The 15,471-nt window shown below is 37.4% G+C and carries 19 protein-coding genes; all 19 read right to left on the bottom strand.

Annotated features, from left to right (window positions below; translation table 11 throughout):
* Positions 1 to 2 precede the first annotated feature (2 nt).
* The 19 genes from JOS54_RS06200 to JOS54_RS06290 all read right to left on the bottom strand — a co-directional run bounded on the left by JOS54_RS06200 (position 3) and on the right by JOS54_RS06290 (position 15,457).
* Positions 3 to 2,435, bottom strand: coding sequence for a VirB4-like conjugal transfer ATPase, CD1110 family (locus tag JOS54_RS06200; protein WP_203244740.1), 2,433 nt, complete (start codon positions 2,433 to 2,435; stop codon positions 3 to 5).
* Positions 2,332 to 2,736 (bottom strand): PrgI family protein, encoded by a 405-nt coding sequence (locus JOS54_RS06205; RefSeq protein WP_203244741.1) that lies wholly within the window; start codon positions 2,734 to 2,736, stop codon positions 2,332 to 2,334. The genes JOS54_RS06200 and JOS54_RS06205 overlap by 104 nt, the downstream gene beginning before the upstream one ends.
* A gap of 3 nt (positions 2,737 to 2,739) precedes the next feature.
* Complete coding sequence (locus JOS54_RS06210) at positions 2,740 to 3,000, bottom strand: hypothetical protein (protein WP_203244742.1); 261 nt, start codon at positions 2,998 to 3,000, stop codon at positions 2,740 to 2,742.
* A 14-nt stretch (positions 3,001 to 3,014) separates the two neighbouring features.
* Positions 3,015 to 3,878 carry a VirB6/TrbL-like conjugal transfer protein, CD1112 family gene (locus JOS54_RS06215; protein WP_203244743.1) on the bottom strand — a complete coding sequence of 288 codons (864 nt, stop codon included), beginning with the start codon at positions 3,876 to 3,878 and terminating at the stop codon, positions 3,015 to 3,017.
* Positions 3,879 to 3,889: 11 nt separating this feature from the next.
* Complete coding sequence (locus JOS54_RS06220; RefSeq protein WP_000394022.1) at positions 3,890 to 4,105, bottom strand: Maff2 family mobile element protein; 216 nt, start codon at positions 4,103 to 4,105, stop codon at positions 3,890 to 3,892.
* A gap of 3 nt (positions 4,106 to 4,108) precedes the next feature.
* Positions 4,109 to 4,420, bottom strand: coding sequence for a single-stranded DNA-binding protein (locus tag JOS54_RS06225; protein WP_203244744.1), 312 nt, complete (start codon positions 4,418 to 4,420; stop codon positions 4,109 to 4,111).
* Positions 4,421 to 4,574: 154 nt separating this feature from the next.
* Complete coding sequence (locus JOS54_RS06230; RefSeq protein WP_203244745.1) at positions 4,575 to 6,359, bottom strand: VirD4-like conjugal transfer protein, CD1115 family; 1,785 nt, start codon at positions 6,357 to 6,359, stop codon at positions 4,575 to 4,577.
* On the bottom strand, positions 6,349 to 7,083 hold the full coding sequence (locus tag JOS54_RS06235; protein ID WP_009530006.1) for a phage antirepressor Ant: 735 nt from the start codon (positions 7,081 to 7,083) through the stop codon (positions 6,349 to 6,351). Before JOS54_RS06235 ends, JOS54_RS06230 begins: the two co-directional genes overlap by 11 nt.
* Positions 7,080 to 7,565 (bottom strand): PcfB family protein, encoded by a 486-nt coding sequence (locus JOS54_RS06240; protein WP_009530007.1) that lies wholly within the window; start codon positions 7,563 to 7,565, stop codon positions 7,080 to 7,082. Before JOS54_RS06240 ends, JOS54_RS06235 begins: the two co-directional genes overlap by 4 nt.
* Positions 7,562 to 8,413 (bottom strand): ATP-binding protein, encoded by an 852-nt coding sequence (locus tag JOS54_RS06245; RefSeq protein WP_009530008.1) that lies wholly within the window; start codon positions 8,411 to 8,413, stop codon positions 7,562 to 7,564. The genes JOS54_RS06240 and JOS54_RS06245 overlap by 4 nt, the downstream gene beginning before the upstream one ends.
* Complete coding sequence (locus tag JOS54_RS06250) at positions 8,410 to 9,174, bottom strand: replication initiator protein A (protein ID WP_203244746.1); 765 nt, start codon at positions 9,172 to 9,174, stop codon at positions 8,410 to 8,412. Before JOS54_RS06250 ends, JOS54_RS06245 begins: the two co-directional genes overlap by 4 nt.
* A gap of 116 nt (positions 9,175 to 9,290) precedes the next feature.
* Positions 9,291 to 9,830 (bottom strand): GNAT family N-acetyltransferase, encoded by a 540-nt coding sequence (locus tag JOS54_RS06255; RefSeq protein ID WP_203245796.1) that lies wholly within the window; start codon positions 9,828 to 9,830, stop codon positions 9,291 to 9,293.
* 34 nt (positions 9,831 to 9,864) lie between these two features.
* A complete protein-coding gene (locus JOS54_RS06260; RefSeq protein WP_009221403.1) occupies positions 9,865 to 10,185 on the bottom strand; it encodes a TfoX/Sxy family protein in 321 nt (106 codons plus the stop codon).
* 29 nt (positions 10,186 to 10,214) lie between these two features.
* The gene (locus JOS54_RS06265) at positions 10,215 to 10,496 is read right to left on the bottom strand and encodes a CD1845 family protein (protein ID WP_203244747.1); all 282 of its coding nucleotides are present in this window, start codon (positions 10,494 to 10,496) and stop codon (positions 10,215 to 10,217) included.
* Positions 10,497 to 10,561: 65 nt separating this feature from the next.
* Complete coding sequence (gene rlmD, locus JOS54_RS06270) at positions 10,562 to 11,581, bottom strand: 23S rRNA (uracil(1939)-C(5))-methyltransferase RlmD (RefSeq protein WP_203244748.1); 1,020 nt, start codon at positions 11,579 to 11,581, stop codon at positions 10,562 to 10,564.
* 35 nt (positions 11,582 to 11,616) lie between these two features.
* Positions 11,617 to 12,291, bottom strand: a complete 675-nt coding sequence (locus JOS54_RS06275; RefSeq protein WP_203244749.1) for a hypothetical protein — start codon at positions 12,289 to 12,291, stop codon at positions 11,617 to 11,619.
* 48 nt (positions 12,292 to 12,339) lie between these two features.
* Complete coding sequence (gatB, locus tag JOS54_RS06280; RefSeq protein ID WP_203244750.1) at positions 12,340 to 13,770, bottom strand: Asp-tRNA(Asn)/Glu-tRNA(Gln) amidotransferase subunit GatB; 1,431 nt, start codon at positions 13,768 to 13,770, stop codon at positions 12,340 to 12,342.
* On the bottom strand, positions 13,770 to 15,161 hold the full coding sequence (locus JOS54_RS06285) for an amidase family protein (RefSeq protein ID WP_203244751.1): 1,392 nt from the start codon (positions 15,159 to 15,161) through the stop codon (positions 13,770 to 13,772). The genes gatB and JOS54_RS06285 overlap by 1 nt, the downstream gene beginning before the upstream one ends.
* Positions 15,161 to 15,457, bottom strand: a complete 297-nt coding sequence (locus JOS54_RS06290; RefSeq protein WP_203244752.1) for an aspartyl/glutamyl-tRNA amidotransferase subunit C — start codon at positions 15,455 to 15,457, stop codon at positions 15,161 to 15,163. The genes JOS54_RS06285 and JOS54_RS06290 overlap by 1 nt, the downstream gene beginning before the upstream one ends.
* Positions 15,458 to 15,471: the final 14 nt, after the last annotated feature.

Here is a 15,471-nt window from a genome sequence, read left to right on the forward strand (position 1 = left end):
TACTACCTCATCTCTTCAGGCTTTGTTGTCATCTTCTGATAGAGGATTGTGTCTTTCGGGAAGTTATCTACAAATGGAACAATGGTGTTTCCAAAGAAAATAAGTCCCTCGCCTGCTCTTGAGTTGGTAACGAATTTCTCCTGATCTTTTGAAATTTTAAGCTTTACTACAAGCCAATCTCTATCGCCGGTTGCCTGATTTAACATCAGGATAAAATCCGTATTGTCAAAGATATTTTCAATCTCTTTACTGGCAAGAAGATCCTTTACATTTTGTGTAATTCCTGTCGGAATACCGCCCCATTTACGAAACCTCTTCCAGATTTCCACAGAATACTGCGAAGTCTGCTCATCTTTTAAAAGCAAGTGAAACTCGTCAATGTAATATCTTGTGCTTTTACCGGTATTTCTGTTTCTTGAAACCTTGTTCCAGACCTGATCCTGAATGACAAGCATTCCTATCTTTTTAAGCTGTGTTCCAAGCTCCTTAATGTCAAAACAGATAAGCTGTTTATCTAAGTCCACATTGGACTGATGATTAAAGACATTAAGAGAGCCTGATACATAGATTTCCATCTCTGTTGCCAGTTTCTTCCCGACCTTTTCTTCCTGATTTTTGAGCATATCATATAGATCTTGTAAGATAGGCATGTTTTTCGGTTCAGGTTCATTAAAATATTTTTCATAAATTTTCGGTAAGCACCTGTCAATAACAGACTTTTCTTCCGCCGTAAGACCGCTTCCACCAACTACAAGCTCAAGCATACTCATAATGAAGTTAGCCTTATCTTTTAGCGGTGCATCTCCATCTCCATAGTTCATATTTATATCAAGGGGATTAAGAAAGTCTTTACTCTTGGCACTGACCTTAATGACCTCACCGTTAAACTGCTTGACGAGGTTTCCGTACTCTCCCTCGGGATCACAGATAATGACATCATCGTCTGTTGTTAAAATGGCATTTGCCATTTCTCTTTTTGCTGCAAAAGATTTACCTGAGCCCGGTGTTCCCAGTATCAAGCCATTCGGATTTTTGAGCTTTTTTCTATCCGCCATAATTAGGTTATGACTTAGAGCATTCAGCCCATAATAAAGGCTGTTACTTGAGTTAATAAAAAGCTCTTCAGTTGTAAACGGTAAGAATACGGCAGTAGATGAGGAAGTAAGTCCCCTATCTATTTCAACCTTGTTTACTCCAAGCGGAAGTACACTCACAAATCCCTGCTCTTGACTATGGTCTAAGCGTTTCAGCTTGCAGTTGTGTCTGCTTGCGATTGATGAAATCTGGGAAAGTGTTGAGTCAAGCTTTTGCAGCGTTCTTGCAAAATTCATAAAGACAATCGTAACGATAAACATACGCTCATCTCTTGTTTGCAAGTCCTTTAGAAGCAGCTTGATATTATCGCCGTAAGTGATAAGGTCGCTTGGAAGTATATCCATATCGTAGCCGGAGCGAACCGCCTTTTTATTCTCCTCAATCTTCATCTTGTCGATGTCGGTGTTCTTTCTTTTGACCATCTTGATTGCTTCTGTCTGCTCAACTGCCTTGATATGAAACGAGATATTGATGTTGTCATCTATGTCTAAAAACTCTGCAAGCATTCTGTCTGAAAGCTCGCTTGCAAGGATTTGAAGATGACTGACAGCTCCGATAAATTTCCCGAACTTAAAGTATTTGCTTGGGATAAAGTTAAAGCTATCCGGTGTTATTACCGTCTTTGTGCTTTCCCTTGGCTTTAAGTCTTTGTAGGAAAAAGAAAAGAGCTTATCGGGATTTAATATATCGTGTAAGACTTTCAGTCTTTCTTCTCCCGTTAAGCCCTCGGCTCTAACTCCCATATTTTTTAGATTTGACAAAATATCAAGTTCCAGTCTTTCAAGTTTGACAGTAGCCTGTTCTAAATTATCCGCTTCTACGCCAAAGGTGATATACTTTGATTTTTTAAGTCCGTTATTACCCTTTGCAAGCTGACTTTTAAGCATTTCACGAAACTCAAGGCGAATATCGTCATATCCGTCATTTTTATCAGGAATTTGAATGGCAGCCTTCAGTTCATTATTTCTGCCAAGCTGATTGATATATGAAAACTCAATAGCCACACTTGGATCAAATGAATTTAAGACATTAGCAAACTGGTTAAAGATAAGGTCTTTATCTTCCTCTAAGGCAAGCTGATAGTTAATATCTTGAAAGGCAATGCACTTATTAAAATGCTTTTCATCAAGCTGACAAATACCGCTTTTTAGCATTCTAAGATATGGAATGGTGTCTTCAACCGTAAATCTTTTTGCTTCTTTTTTTAGGATAAGTTCAAGAAGAGATTTATTTTTCTTAACCTTTCCCATCTTGTCGCTTCTTAGATTTTTCTTGTTTTGTGCCAAGATTTTTTGATTTTTTTCTAAGCTTATCTGCTGTATTTTTCTTTTCTTGTTCAAGATAAACCTCCTTTCTCACTCTCTTACCTGGCTGATAAAATTTATGCAAATAGATGTACTTAAAGTATTTTTCAAATGTCAGTCCGTCCTTTTCAAACAGCGTTATAAAAAAGATTGGCAAGGTCGCTACAATCAGGAAAATAACCGCTATATCGTTCGGCACAAACTTTCTCATAAATAGATAAGTTGGAATTCCTATAAGTGCCGCTGCCGAAAATCCGATAAGCTGTCTTCTTGTCAGATTGAAAGCCACCTTTGTCTTAACTTTCTTTAAGTCTTTGGGGATTGGTACATACGCCATATTCTACCTCCCATAGTTTCTGATGTTTTCTATTTCCTCAAAATGCTCATAGACAGTGCCGATTTCATCTCTTATCTCTTCAAGCTCCTCTGCCACTATTTTGCTGTGGCGATTTAGAAAGTCATTTTCCACACTTTGAAACATTTTGATGTCGGAAATTTCTCTTTTAATCTTCTTTCTGAACCTCTTTTCGGAAACAGCAGCCGTTACAATTCCAATAAGTGAAACTGCCGCAATACCGTACATACAAATATTTTTTTTCATATATTTTTTCCTCCTTAATGTGCATTCATCACGCTTTTAGCAAGTGTTCCGCTCTTTAGAAGCATTAAGCCGAGCAGCACCGAATAGCCAAGTACGGCAAAGATGCTTGCGTGAATATCTGTAATTTCTATCGTTTTTATTAGAACAGCGTATATGCCGAAGCAAACCATTAAAAACAGTCCCTGTAATCCAAGTGCGAACAAACCTCTTATATAGTTATTTCCGATTTGCCCCCACTCTTTATTTCCCATTGTGGCAAAGGGTATTGCGGAAACTGATGCGTAGATATATATCTCAAACATTCTTCCGTAAACCACAAGCATAATGACGATTGAAACCGCCTGTATTGCCAGTTTTACCATTGATGTTTCAAGAAGTATGCCGAGCAGCTCTCCTAAGCCTTTTTCTTTTAAGCCATCTACCATCGCCACAATTTCATCTCCGGTAACAACAGCAGAAGTGTTAATCACTCCTGCTGCCTTGTTTACCAGATTTTGTGCGACATCAAATACCGCCATCGAAAAATCAAAGGCGTGAGATACAAGCCATACGGCAATCCACATCTTGATGATGTATTTAAAGAACTCGAAAGTATCCGTGTCGTGCATATTGTTCTTTTGCATAACCATATTGATGAGTTCAATGCAAAGCACTGCCGTAATAATCAACCCTGCAATCGGGATAATCACAGAGTCGTTTATGCTTTTGATAAAGCTAAATACTTCCGAGTTCCAGCCCATAGGCGTTTGTCCCACATCCGTTGCCATCTTTCCGACTTGATTGTTGATGTCAAGGAACATATCTTCCAAGTTTGCCTGGATTCCGCCGAGCAGAAGATCTTTGAAAAACTCTTCTATCTTGTCGAAAATCCCAAACATAGGCTATCTCCTTACTTTAAGACATTTGCAAGAAGTGGGATAAGCTTAAGTCCGATAAGGACAATACCTCCGCCCGCCATCAATTGCTTGATACCCTGAGACTTCGCTCCAGGATTGTCGTTACCATAACCTTCCATCAGGTTGATAACACCCCATGCTCCAAGTCCTGCTCCTACTGCCATAACTAAAATCTTTAATACATTTACTGCCTGTGCGAAAAATTCCATGATTTATTCCTCCTCGTTCTCTTCTTTCTTTTCGATTTTGTTGCAAGACATTACAATGAAATTTTTATAAGTCTTGCCGTTTTTAACTCTTTTACTGAAGTAGCCATAGATGTGAATGAAGTCATTCTCCTTAAACTCTTTGACTGTCTCTGCCTTATCGCCATAAGCGGCACAGTTGATATACTCTTTTCCTTTGCCATATCCTTTAGCAAGAGTAAAGTTTACAACCTGTACCTCTTTGTCATCTTTCATGAAGCTTCCAAAAGTCGGCTCCTTGATGAGATTGGCGTTAATATTAATCATTTCTTTATTCATTTTTTCCTCCAAAATTAAAAAAGCGACTGAAAAATTCTTCTCAATCGCAAAGTGTTTATTCTATAAAATTTTCTCTTAAAAGTGGGACTTCTTATCCTTATCATCTTATCCTCCTGATTTCTGATATGAAAAAAGCAGCAAATCTTTTTTAGACTTACTGCATTCTGGTAATAACGGTTTCGCCGTTCATTTTTACTTTTCCTCTTCGCTTGATGTAATTTTCTATGTCAAACAAATTCTTCTTGTCATAGTCCTCAAGGAGCTTATAGTTCTTATGCTTTGTAATATCAAATTTATCTGAAAGAAAAGGTCTTACACCTCGAAGCTGAAAGATACATTTGCTTCCGTCCATTACGGTTATCTCATCTTGACTCATCAGCTCCTTACCTGTCTTTTGATAGTTAAGTCCAAAGCTCTTTTGATTGCTCCTTGTTTCTGATGTATTGTAAAGGTCTATCGTTTCTTTACCAAGCGTTTCGGAAAGCTCTTTAAGTGTAGTTTTCTCTTTTCCACCGAGAAACAAGGTACTATCACAGTTACCTACAATAGTATCGGCATTATCCTTATAGATTGCCTTTAGCTGAGATTGTGCCTGTAAGATAATACTTGCTGAAATCTCTCTACTTCTGATTGTGGCTATGAGCTTCTCAAACTTTGGAATTAAGCCGATGTTTGCAAACTCATCAAGTAGGCATCTCACATGAACAGGAAGTCTACCTCCGTACTCATCATCTGCCTTATCACATAAAAGATTAAATAGCTGTGAATACATAATAGACACTACAAAGTTAAAGGTATCATCGGTATCGGAGATAATAACAAAGAGTGCTGTTTTCCTATCTCCAAGTGTATCAAGCTCAAGTTCATCTTCACTCATCAAGTCCCTAAGTTCCTGAATATCAAATGGAGCAAGCCTTGCACCACATGATATAAGAATAGACTTCGCCGTTTTTCCGGCTGCAAGCTTATATTTTTTATATTGCTTAACCGCAAAGTGCGTAGGTTCTTTCTTTTCAAGTGCTTCAAAGAGTCTATCAATCGGATTCATATATGTTTCATCATCTTCTCTGACTTCGGAAGCGTCTATCATATCGAGTAGTGTTGCAAAGTTCTTTTCTTCTCTTGGAGCTTCATAGAAGATATATCCGATAAGAGCTGTATAGTAGAGTTTTTCGGCTTTGACCCAAAAATCCTCACCTGATTTTTCGCCCTCTCCCTTAGTGTTTGCAATGATTGTCTGAACCAATTTCAAAATGTCTTTTTCAGAACGAAGATAAGCAAAGGGATTGTACTTCATACTTTTTTTGAAGTTGATGGTATTTAAGATTTTTATCTCATATCCGTTATCTTCAAGCATCTTACCACACTCAAGGACTATCGTGCCTTTTGGATCTGTTACGCAATATGATGAGTGCATTTGCATAAGGTTCGGTTTTACATAAAATCTCGTTTTTCCACTTCCTGATCCACCTATGACAAGCACATTCTTATTTCTTGCATATTTAGGATTAGCCGGTCTGCCATTCATTGTCAGTCGTTCGGTTTGCGTAAGCAGGATATTGTTTTGAAACTTTTCATCCATATACGGCTCAATATCCTTCTTCGTTCCCCATCGGGCTGAGCCATACTCTTTCCCCTGTCTAAACTTTTTCGCATTTTTCCCTTTGGTATATACGATGAATTTGATTAAAGCAGCTACTCCTACGCCCATTAAAATATCCGTAGGATGAATGCTTGGAAAAAAGCTCATGGTGTTAAGCTCTAATATTCCCTGAAAGATTTTATCTATTATATCACCACCTGTATAGGCTCTTACATGATGAGAGAAGATGTTGCCTACATAGAAAAATGCAAGATAGGGAATGTTCTGCTTTAGAAACTTCGCCTTATCCTGCACTTTGAACAAGCATTTTATATCTTTTAGTATCTTATCTATCACAAGTATCATCACCTCCAATCAAGAGCAATAAAAAGTGCCTTCCTTTAGGTGTTACAAAGGTTTGAATGCCTACCGCATCATTATCGTTTCTACACCATTCCTTAATTTCAAAATATCCTTTGTTGTTTTTTGCATAAGGAAGAAGTCTGTTTTTCTTATCCCTATAAATAAGCTCCTTATCTATCAGAAATTGAATGAACACCTTTTGCGGTATATGAAGCTCCTTTGCCGTATTCCTGAAATTGGTAAGCAAGTTATTATCCACCAACTCATCAAAATACTTGGCTTTCGGTTCTAAATCCTCAATCACTTTTTCTTTTTCAGCAATGAGATTATTAGCAAGAAGCACCGCATTGGCGAGTATCTCTTCTTTTGATAAATTCTCTTGATTTTTGATATATCCGCCGTTTTTACGAATGCTCGGAAGAACATCTTTTGTAACCCAACGCTTAAATTCTTTTGCCTGTTGTAATTTAGAGGATAAAATAAGTGAATACAAACCAGATTCATTGATAATTATGGTTGCTTGAACTCCACCTAAGGGGTGAACGAATCGTTCAGTCCTTTTATCTTCGCTATCTATATGATCTCTGATAGCTTTGTGAGGATTGATATATCCTAAATTTTCAGCAACTTCTTTCCCAATAAAGAAAAACTCACCGTCTTTTTCGATTACAGTAAGTTTCCCGAATTTCATATTTTCAAATGTTATTAACTTACTCATAAGCTCTGCTCCTTTTGCTTATTCTTAACTTTATCTTTAGTGATAGTGTCTTTTGCCATCTCCTTAAACTTCTCAATATTTTTATGAATGGACTCTTTGGTTTTCTCCTTTTTCTCAATACTGGAAAGCACATTTTGAAATGCCTTATTCATAACCTTGGTGTCCTTTGCCTGAAAGAATACCGAATGTGTTCCGGTCTCCTTATCTTTCATAACCGAAAATTTAACGCCGTGTTTATTCAGTTCTTTCTTTAGCTCCTTTAGTTCTTCGTCTTTGACATTCAGCTCTTCAAGTTGTCCTTTCTTGACCATATCTTTAAGTTTTACTTGACTTCCCTCTACCTTGATTAGCTTATCAAATCCGCCGAGCTTTTCTGCTTGCTGAAGTAATTTTTTCAGTATCTTTAATAATTCTTTTGCCGTAGCTTTGGCAAGCCTTACTTCCAAGTTTATGGCTTTGCTTGAAACTTCTTCGTTAATCAAGTTCTTTCACCTCCCCTTAGCAGTCTTTCCTTATTTTGCTTTAACTTTTCTTTTTGCAGCCTCTTTCTGAAATCTTCTCCCATTACTTTAACGGGAATACACATCTCGATAATCCTTGAGTAAATCCTTTCATATTCCACGCCGTCATCTGAATTTTGTATTTTTTCGTAGGGTAAGTTTGTAGTAAAGATTGTCGGCTTTTGCTTCAAATAGCGACTGTTGACGATGTTATATACCTGTTCTTTGGCATAGCTTGTATCACGCTCAATTCCAAGGTCATCTAAAATAAGTACGGAAACATTGGTTAGAGCTTCGATATATTCGTTCTTATCTAAATCAAATCCGCTTTTTTGTAAGTCGTTTATTATCTGGGCAAAGTTTCTGATTTTGACCCTTATCATATATTCTTCAATAAGAGCATTTGCAATACAGCACGCAAGATAAGTCTTTCCGCTCCCAACTGTTCCGCAAAAGAGTAATCCGATATTTTCTTTTTTCATCTGTTCGTATTCTTTTACATAATTTTTCGCTATGATATAGCTTTTGTCTTTCTCACCCTTATAGTTATCAAAGGTATAAGCCCATTGGCTCATTGAAATAAAGCAGCTTCTTTTAAGTCGCTCAATCTCTTGTTCCTTTTCTCTTTGCTTCTGTTTTTCAAGTCTTTCCCTGTCACATTTGCAGTTATTCTTAAAGATAAATTTCATATCCATAAGGTTTCTCACTTCGCCGTCTTTTCTTTCGTGGCAATTTTTACAATAGGCGTGTCCGTCTTTCATATACTCTGTTTCAGGATCGAAGCTATATCTAACACCCTCGATTAAAATATCACCCAATTCTTTCATCATAAATAATCTCCCATCTCATAATCTTCTAAGCTGTATGACTTAGCTTTATTTGTTTGCTTAACACTTCCCCAGTCTTTATAGAACCATGAAAGAATAGTTGCTTTGTGGTCTTTGTAAATCTTTCCTGTGCTTTGAATGTAGTTTGAAAGCCTTTCAATGTAATTATCAAAAAGACTTTGCAGTATCTCTTTTAGGTCTATTACTTCATCCTCTGTTAAAAAGACATTTTGAAATGTCCCATAGGCAGCTTTTCCTAAACTCATATCAGGATTACTATATTCAGTATTATTTCTATTAGGATTACTTCCGTGTACATTCTTCATTTCTTGAGGTGTAGTTTCTACACTTCTTAAGTGTAAATTCTTCACTTCTGAAGTATAATTTTTACACTCACAGCGAAATACGCTCATAAAGTCTTTAACATAGATGATATTGGGCTTTCCAAGACCTCGCTTCTTTCTTTCGATAAGCCCTATACCTCCCGAGGTGCTGTCAAGCTCATTAAGGATTTTGACTGCGGTCTTATTGGATCTTCCTAAAATCTCCATAATCTCTTCCACAGTGAAGATGATATATACTCTGTTTTCTTCATCGAGCCATTTATTCCTAAATGACAGACTTGTTCGCTCCAAAAGGCAAGAATACAAAATCTTTGCGTCCGAGGATAAATTCTTAAACCTTTCATCAGTTACTATAATTTTCGGTAGCATATAGTAGCTGAAACTGTCTCCGTCACGGTTATAAAAATAATCAAATTCCACTTCTATCGCCTCCTCTCTATTTAATTTTTGGCATAAGAAAAAGCGACTAAGATTTCTATTTCTTAATCGCCTTGTATCTTCAATATTCAGTTTTATTTAGCTCGACAAACTGGAATTTATCCGACTGATTGCCATTCTTCTTTAGAAAGGCAGGTAATGTGTTCTGTTCGCATTACCCCCTCAATGGCACAGGGTACATTATAAGCGGTATGATGGTAATGAAAACCACACTTTTCCTGAACACGCTTTGACTTTTCATTTCCATCAAAGTAACCACACCATATTCTATTAAGTTTCAGGTTTTCAAAACTATACCGCATTAACTCCTTGACCGCTTCCGGTATCAACCCTTGTCCCCAATACGGAACTCCGATCCAGTAGCCGATTTCACCTTCTGAATCGGGAAGACCAATATTACTTGCTTTGCCAAGCATAAGCCCGATGCTGCCAACAGGTTCGCCGGATTTTTTTAATACTACAGCAAAGGTTTCTGGTGCCGATAGAACACTCTGGATTATTTCACGGCTATTCTCTACACTTGTATGAACCGCCCATCCCGCAATTGGTCCCACATCAGGATGGCTTGCATATTTATATAAGCTCTCAGCATCGCTCTCTTTCCACGGTCTGAGGGTCAATCTACTCGTTTCAAGTATCATCGTATTCTTCTCCATAAATTCAAGATTTGACTTATTTCTTTTTCTTTGGTTTTGGTGCAGGTAACTCATCATACATTGAATTGAATAAGCCGGTTAAAAATTCTTTGTTGTCAACATCATCTACCAATAGCATTTCCTTTGCTCCATCATATGGCAACTCATACTTTGCATTTGGCATATATGCTATTGCAGATTTAACAGGCTTCACTAAAAACCTATCATCATAAATTCCACCAACAATTTTCCCACGATAATAAACAATATATTCGCCCATCATTGATCTATATGTTATTTCTTCCAACTCGGATAGTTGTTCTAAAATGAAATCTAAATATTCTTTACTTGAAGCCATGCCCCGCACCTCCAAACATTTGCATTTGCTTACACTGCTTTAATCTTATCATTTATCAATTCAATAAATGCTATCACAGTTGCTCCTATCATCGGAAGTCCATAAGGACTAAATAGAAAGCCGATAACCAAGCCCGATATACCTATCCCAACTTCTCCTTGAATAAAAGAAGCTAACGCCCCAAATATGCAGAACACCATAACGATATACATTAATGCTGTTCCTATACCAAGTAAGAATGTCAGAAAAGCAGTCAGAATTGATAAAACAAGACTAATCGGAAATAATATAATTTTTAATATCCATCGCATACACTACCTCTTTTTCTCTTCGGCTTATGTGCTGCTTACAACCATTATTTTAGTAGATAACGGCTCTAAGCAACACATAAACTATCAGTTTCTTCAGTTTTTAACTTTGGTAGAAGCTTCAAAACCTTTGATTTTACTGAACTATTTGCCTGTATCATTATTATGACACGAAACCCACAATACAAATCCACAACCGTATCTTCACTTAAAATATCCGCCAACTCCAAAGCCTTCGTATATAAAATTTCCGTCGCATAAGGATTTACCTGAAAGAAAGCCTTAGCTGATAATTGAAACTCCATTCCCAATAAAGATTCCTGTAAGAATAAAGGACCAATCACTTCAAAAATAGGTCCGTCCAAAATGACATTTGTTTCCTTAGGATTTAATAAATACGAAAAAGAAGTAATGTTTGAAAATTTTTTCACCAACGCTTCACCTAGTTCCCTTGCCTCAACAAAAGGATACTTGCGTACAATCGGCATCACCATCAATTCATCTCTACGATGCACATGACGGATAAACAAATACCGAAAATTATCTGCCAAATGATGTTGATTTAAAAAATCTCTTACAAAATGTGTAATTTGATTTGACTCTTCTGTTTCTACCTTGCAATCTTCATACACAACCACGTCATGTGAATGTTTCCGATAAAAACCAAATTGTGCTAGATTATCTTTTTCCTGAATAGGAACCTGAACTTTATTGCGGTATCTCTCTTGCTTTGGTGAGGGTAAAATTTCTTGAATAATTCCTAAGTCCAAATGGTGCTTTAAAAAATGACTTTGTACCATCTCTTGTTTCAAAGAAAGCTGTTCCTTATAAGACATAAATTGCAGTTGACAACCACCACACAAACGAGCAATGGAACAACTTGGCTCCACTCTTTCCTTCGATTTTTCCAAGATTTCTGAAATCCGAGCAAACGCATAAGTTTTCTCGACCTTGGTCAAGGTCACTCTAGCCTTTTCACCCTTTAAAAGTCCGGGAATAAACAACACAAAAGAATCCAGTTTCGCTACCGCAAAACCTTCTGTTGTATAACCACTAATTTCAACCACATACTCTTCATTCTTTTTCATATCGATAATAAAAGGGGATTATTCCCCTTCCTTTTCTATTGAGCAGGCTTTTCTTTACTATCCGCTGTCACATTTTTATTGTTCGTTGCTTTCTTTTCAGCCTCTCTCTTCTCTTTCGCTTTTTTACGTGCTTCCACTGCATCACGCAAAGACTTTGCGACCTCTTCATTGACCGGTTTAGAAACCAACTGTTGAGAAGGAGCCTTCATCAAAGAATTCTTCGTTGTTAAAACATACGCAAAACCTTTTTTCGTACTATCGCTCGTATTATAAGCATGAATTTCCACATCATACATCTTCTTACCATCTTTTTGTGTAAAATACGTTTCCACCGGTAAAACTTTTGTAATAGCTTGATAAGCCTCCGTTGTTTTCTTCTTTAAGGTATCGGCAGATGTGTCATCCTTCATATCCAAATACACTCTCAAGGTTGCTGTTTTTAAATGAACCTCACGCCCTTGAACACCATCAATTTTAGCAATAGTTTCATCAATTTTTGATAATTGTTCCTTCTGAATGGCTGGATTTAAATCCCCCTTAAAGCGATTTCCCAAGACTGGAGATTTTGATTCCATATAACTCGATAAAAAAGTCCAACCAAAATACGCAAATGGTAGAAGAATCAGTACCAATAAGACCACAAATAAAATTCCTGTGGTGTGTCCCTTTTTCTTTTGAATATTCTTTTGTTTATTTTTTTGATTTGCCATATGCTTATATTTCTCCGTTCTTAGTTTAACTTATTTTTAAAAGTTTCACTAGTTTCGCTTTTTCTCTAAAGCTTCCTTTACCAAACCGTTTACCATTTGTGGATTAGCTTGACCACGAGATTGTTTCATCACTTGACCAACCAAGAAACCAACCGCCTTATCTTTTCCATTGCAGAAATCTTCAATTGCTTGTGGATTTGTTTCTAAAACCGCATCTACCATAGCTTGAATAGCACTTGTATCCGATACCTGTACAAGCCCCTTTTCCTTGGCAACAACTTCCGGATCTTTACCAGCCATCAAATCATCCACTAGTTTCTTCGCTTGGGCATTCGATACGGTTCCCTTATCAATCATCTTCACTAATTTAGCCAATAATTGTTGTTGTAAATGCACTTCTTGAATGCTCGTTTCATGCTTATTCAACCAAGCTGAAATCTCCCCTAACAACCAGTTACACACCGCTTTAGGATCATCACTGTATGGCAAGACTGTTTCAAAATAATCCGACATTTCTTTATTCGCAATCAACACATGAATATCATGTGCATTTAAATCATAATCATGCTTGTAACGCTTCTTGCGACTTTCCGGTAATTCTGGTAGGTTAGATTGAATTTCTTCAATCCACTTGGGATCCAAACGAATTGGGAAAATATTAGGTTCAGGGAAATATTTATAATCCACTGCCCCTTCTTTTACACGCATCGAGATGGTTGTATTGGTCTTATCATCAAAGCGACGTGTTTCTTGATGAACCGCTTCACCGGCATCTAGCAAGGCGGATTGTCTTTGAATTTCATATTCCACTGCCTTGCCAATATGTGAAATTGAGTTAATATTCTTAATTTCATTCTTCATACCAAGAGCTTTAGAACCTTTTGGGGCTAAAGAAATATTCACATCACAACGCATGGAACCTTCTTCCATCTTCACATCGGAAACACCTAAGTAATAAAGCGTTTGCCGAAGTGCCTCAACATAAGCTTCAGCTTCTTGACCATTCTTCATATCTGGTCTCGATACAATTTCAATCAAAGGTGTCCCCGCACGGTTGAAATCAATTAAAGAGGACTTCGTTAAGTGGAACTGCTTAGCTGTATCCTCTTCCATATGAATGCGTTCAATACGGATTTTCTTCGTTTGACCATCACTTTCAATTTCTACATAACCATCTCGACCAATCGGATGAAACTGTTGGGTAATCTGATACCCCTTTGGTAAATCCGAATAATAATAATTCTTACGATCAAACTTCACTAATGGATCAATCGTTAAATGAAAGGCTGTACAAGCTTGAATCGCTTTATGAACCGCTTCTTGATTGACTTCTGGCAAAGTTCCTGGATGCCCTAAATCAATTTCATTAACACAAGTATTGGCTTTGCGACCAAAAGAAGTCGGTGCACCTGAAAACATCTTTGTGTTTGTCTTTAATTGGACGTGAATTTCAATACCGATTGTAACATCGTATACCATTATTTCACCTCCGCATGATTGTCTTTTAGACCTGTGATTTCCTCAATCACTTCACCAATCTGGAACATTGTTCCTTCTTGCCAAATATCTGTATTTAAGTTAATACCCGCCGGCATTCCATCCACAAAGCCCATTGGTTGTGTTATGGATGGTGTACCTGCAAAATTAGCAATAGCCATGTAGTTTTCTGAAATTAAGTAAGTATCGGATAAGGGATCAATCGCATCCACTTCATCAATCTTAGGAGCGATCGTTCCCGCTGCCGGGGCAATAATCGCATCGTATTCTTGGAATGCCTTTCGCCACATATCCACAATTTGACGACGAACCTTTTGTGCCTTACGGAAAACACGTTCTTGGTTATCCGCCTGAAGCCCATACGAACCCACCACAAAACGCTTACGAATTTTTTCACCAAAGCCCTCTGTTCTTGTGTTCACCATGATTTCTTCCATGTGTTCACCTTCTTTACGATTACCAAAACGGATACCATCTAAGTTGGAGTGATTGGAGGTTGCTTCACAGTTTGCAATAATCATATAACTTGGATAAATCGCCGCCATAAGTTTTTCATCCAATTCAATCATTTCAACAATCGCACCTTTTTCCTTTAAACCGGATACAACTTTATCAAACAATTCATTGATACGTTTATCTTGAATATGATGATAAACATTGCCTAAAATCCCTATTTTTTTAGCTTGAATATCCTTACCCACATAAGAAGAATATTCTTCCACAGCTTCAAAACCAGAAGTCATATCTTTTTCATCACGACCACTTAATACTTCAAGGGTTAAAGCCGCATCTGCAATATTCCCTGTAAAATAACCAACATGGTCTAATGAAGAGGCGTAAGGAATAACACCATAACGGCTAATACGACCATACGTTGGCTTTACACCAACCACACCACAATACGAAGCCGGTTTGCGAACCGAATCACCTGTATCAGAACCAATCGCCATCGGCACAACACCTGCCGCCACTAAAGCGGCTGAACCACCTGATGAACCACCTGTAATACGACTTTCATCCCAAGGATTATGAGCCGGACCAATAAAAGAACTTAAGTTGGTACCACCCATCGCTAATTCATCCATGGATGTTTTCGCAATCGTAATTGCACCGGCTTGATTTAGCTTTTTCATAATGGTCGCATCATAAATTGGTACATAGTTTTCTAAAATGCGCGAACCTGCTGTAGTACGAACTCCTTTTGTATTCACATTATCCTTCACTGCAATCGGCATTGATAATAGCTTACCTTCATTCCCCAAATTTCCTAATTGTTCAGTCGGATTCACAAAGGTAATAACTGCATTCAATTTTTCTTGTGAAGCCTTCGCTTTTTCATAGGCTTCTAAAACCTGTTCTTTTGAATATGCCATTATTTCACCACCTTAGGAAGCACAAAATGCCCTTCCACCTTCTTGGTAACATTCGCTACTGCTTCTTCTTGACTAATCACATGCGTTACTTCATCTTTTCTTAAGAAGCTTGTTTCGACATCCAAAGGATAAATCATTTCTTCTGTATGACTCGTGTCAATTTTATCTAATAAAGCTAATTGTTTATCTAAGATTTTAAAGTCCTCAGATAAACCGTCCGCTTCTTCATCACTTAATTGAAACATCAATTGTTCTGCTAAAGATTTAAAGTATTGACGATTTCTATTTTCGCTCATAAATACCTACTTTC

The organism is Bulleidia sp. zg-1006 (assembly GCF_016812035.1).
Classification (GTDB): domain Bacteria; phylum Bacillota_I; class Bacilli_A; order Erysipelotrichales; family Erysipelotrichaceae; genus Bulleidia.

Coding starts and splice junctions, on each gene's coding strand:
- JOS54_RS06210 (WP_203244742.1), bottom strand. CDS start 3,000: ATGAAAAAAAATATTTGTATGTACGGTATTGCGGCAGTTTCACTTATT.
- JOS54_RS06215 (WP_203244743.1), bottom strand. CDS start 3,878: ATGTTTGGGATTTTCGACAAGATAGAAGAGTTTTTCAAAGATCTTCTG.
- JOS54_RS06275 (WP_203244749.1), bottom strand. CDS start 12,291: ATGGCAAATCAAAAAAATAAACAAAAGAATATTCAAAAGAAAAAGGGA.
- JOS54_RS06235 (WP_009530006.1), bottom strand. CDS start 7,083: ATGAGTAAGTTAATAACATTTGAAAATATGAAATTCGGGAAACTTACT.
- gatB (WP_203244750.1), bottom strand. CDS start 13,770: ATGGTATACGATGTTACAATCGGTATTGAAATTCACGTCCAATTAAAG.
- JOS54_RS06205 (WP_203244741.1), bottom strand. CDS start 2,736: ATGGCGTATGTACCAATCCCCAAAGACTTAAAGAAAGTTAAGACAAAG.
- JOS54_RS06285 (WP_203244751.1), bottom strand. CDS start 15,161: ATGGCATATTCAAAAGAACAGGTTTTAGAAGCCTATGAAAAAGCGAAG.
- JOS54_RS06265 (WP_203244747.1), bottom strand. CDS start 10,496: ATGCGATGGATATTAAAAATTATATTATTTCCGATTAGTCTTGTTTTA.
- JOS54_RS06245 (WP_009530008.1), bottom strand. CDS start 8,413: ATGATGAAAGAATTGGGTGATATTTTAATCGAGGGTGTTAGATATAGC.
- JOS54_RS06220 (WP_000394022.1), bottom strand. CDS start 4,105: ATGGAATTTTTCGCACAGGCAGTAAATGTATTAAAGATTTTAGTTATG.
- rlmD (WP_203244748.1), bottom strand. CDS start 11,581: ATGAAAAAGAATGAAGAGTATGTGGTTGAAATTAGTGGTTATACAACA.
- JOS54_RS06260 (WP_009221403.1), bottom strand. CDS start 10,185: ATGGCTTCAAGTAAAGAATATTTAGATTTCATTTTAGAACAACTATCC.
- JOS54_RS06290 (WP_203244752.1), bottom strand. CDS start 15,457: ATGAGCGAAAATAGAAATCGTCAATACTTTAAATCTTTAGCAGAACAA.
- JOS54_RS06225 (WP_203244744.1), bottom strand. CDS start 4,420: ATGAATAAAGAAATGATTAATATTAACGCCAATCTCATCAAGGAGCCG.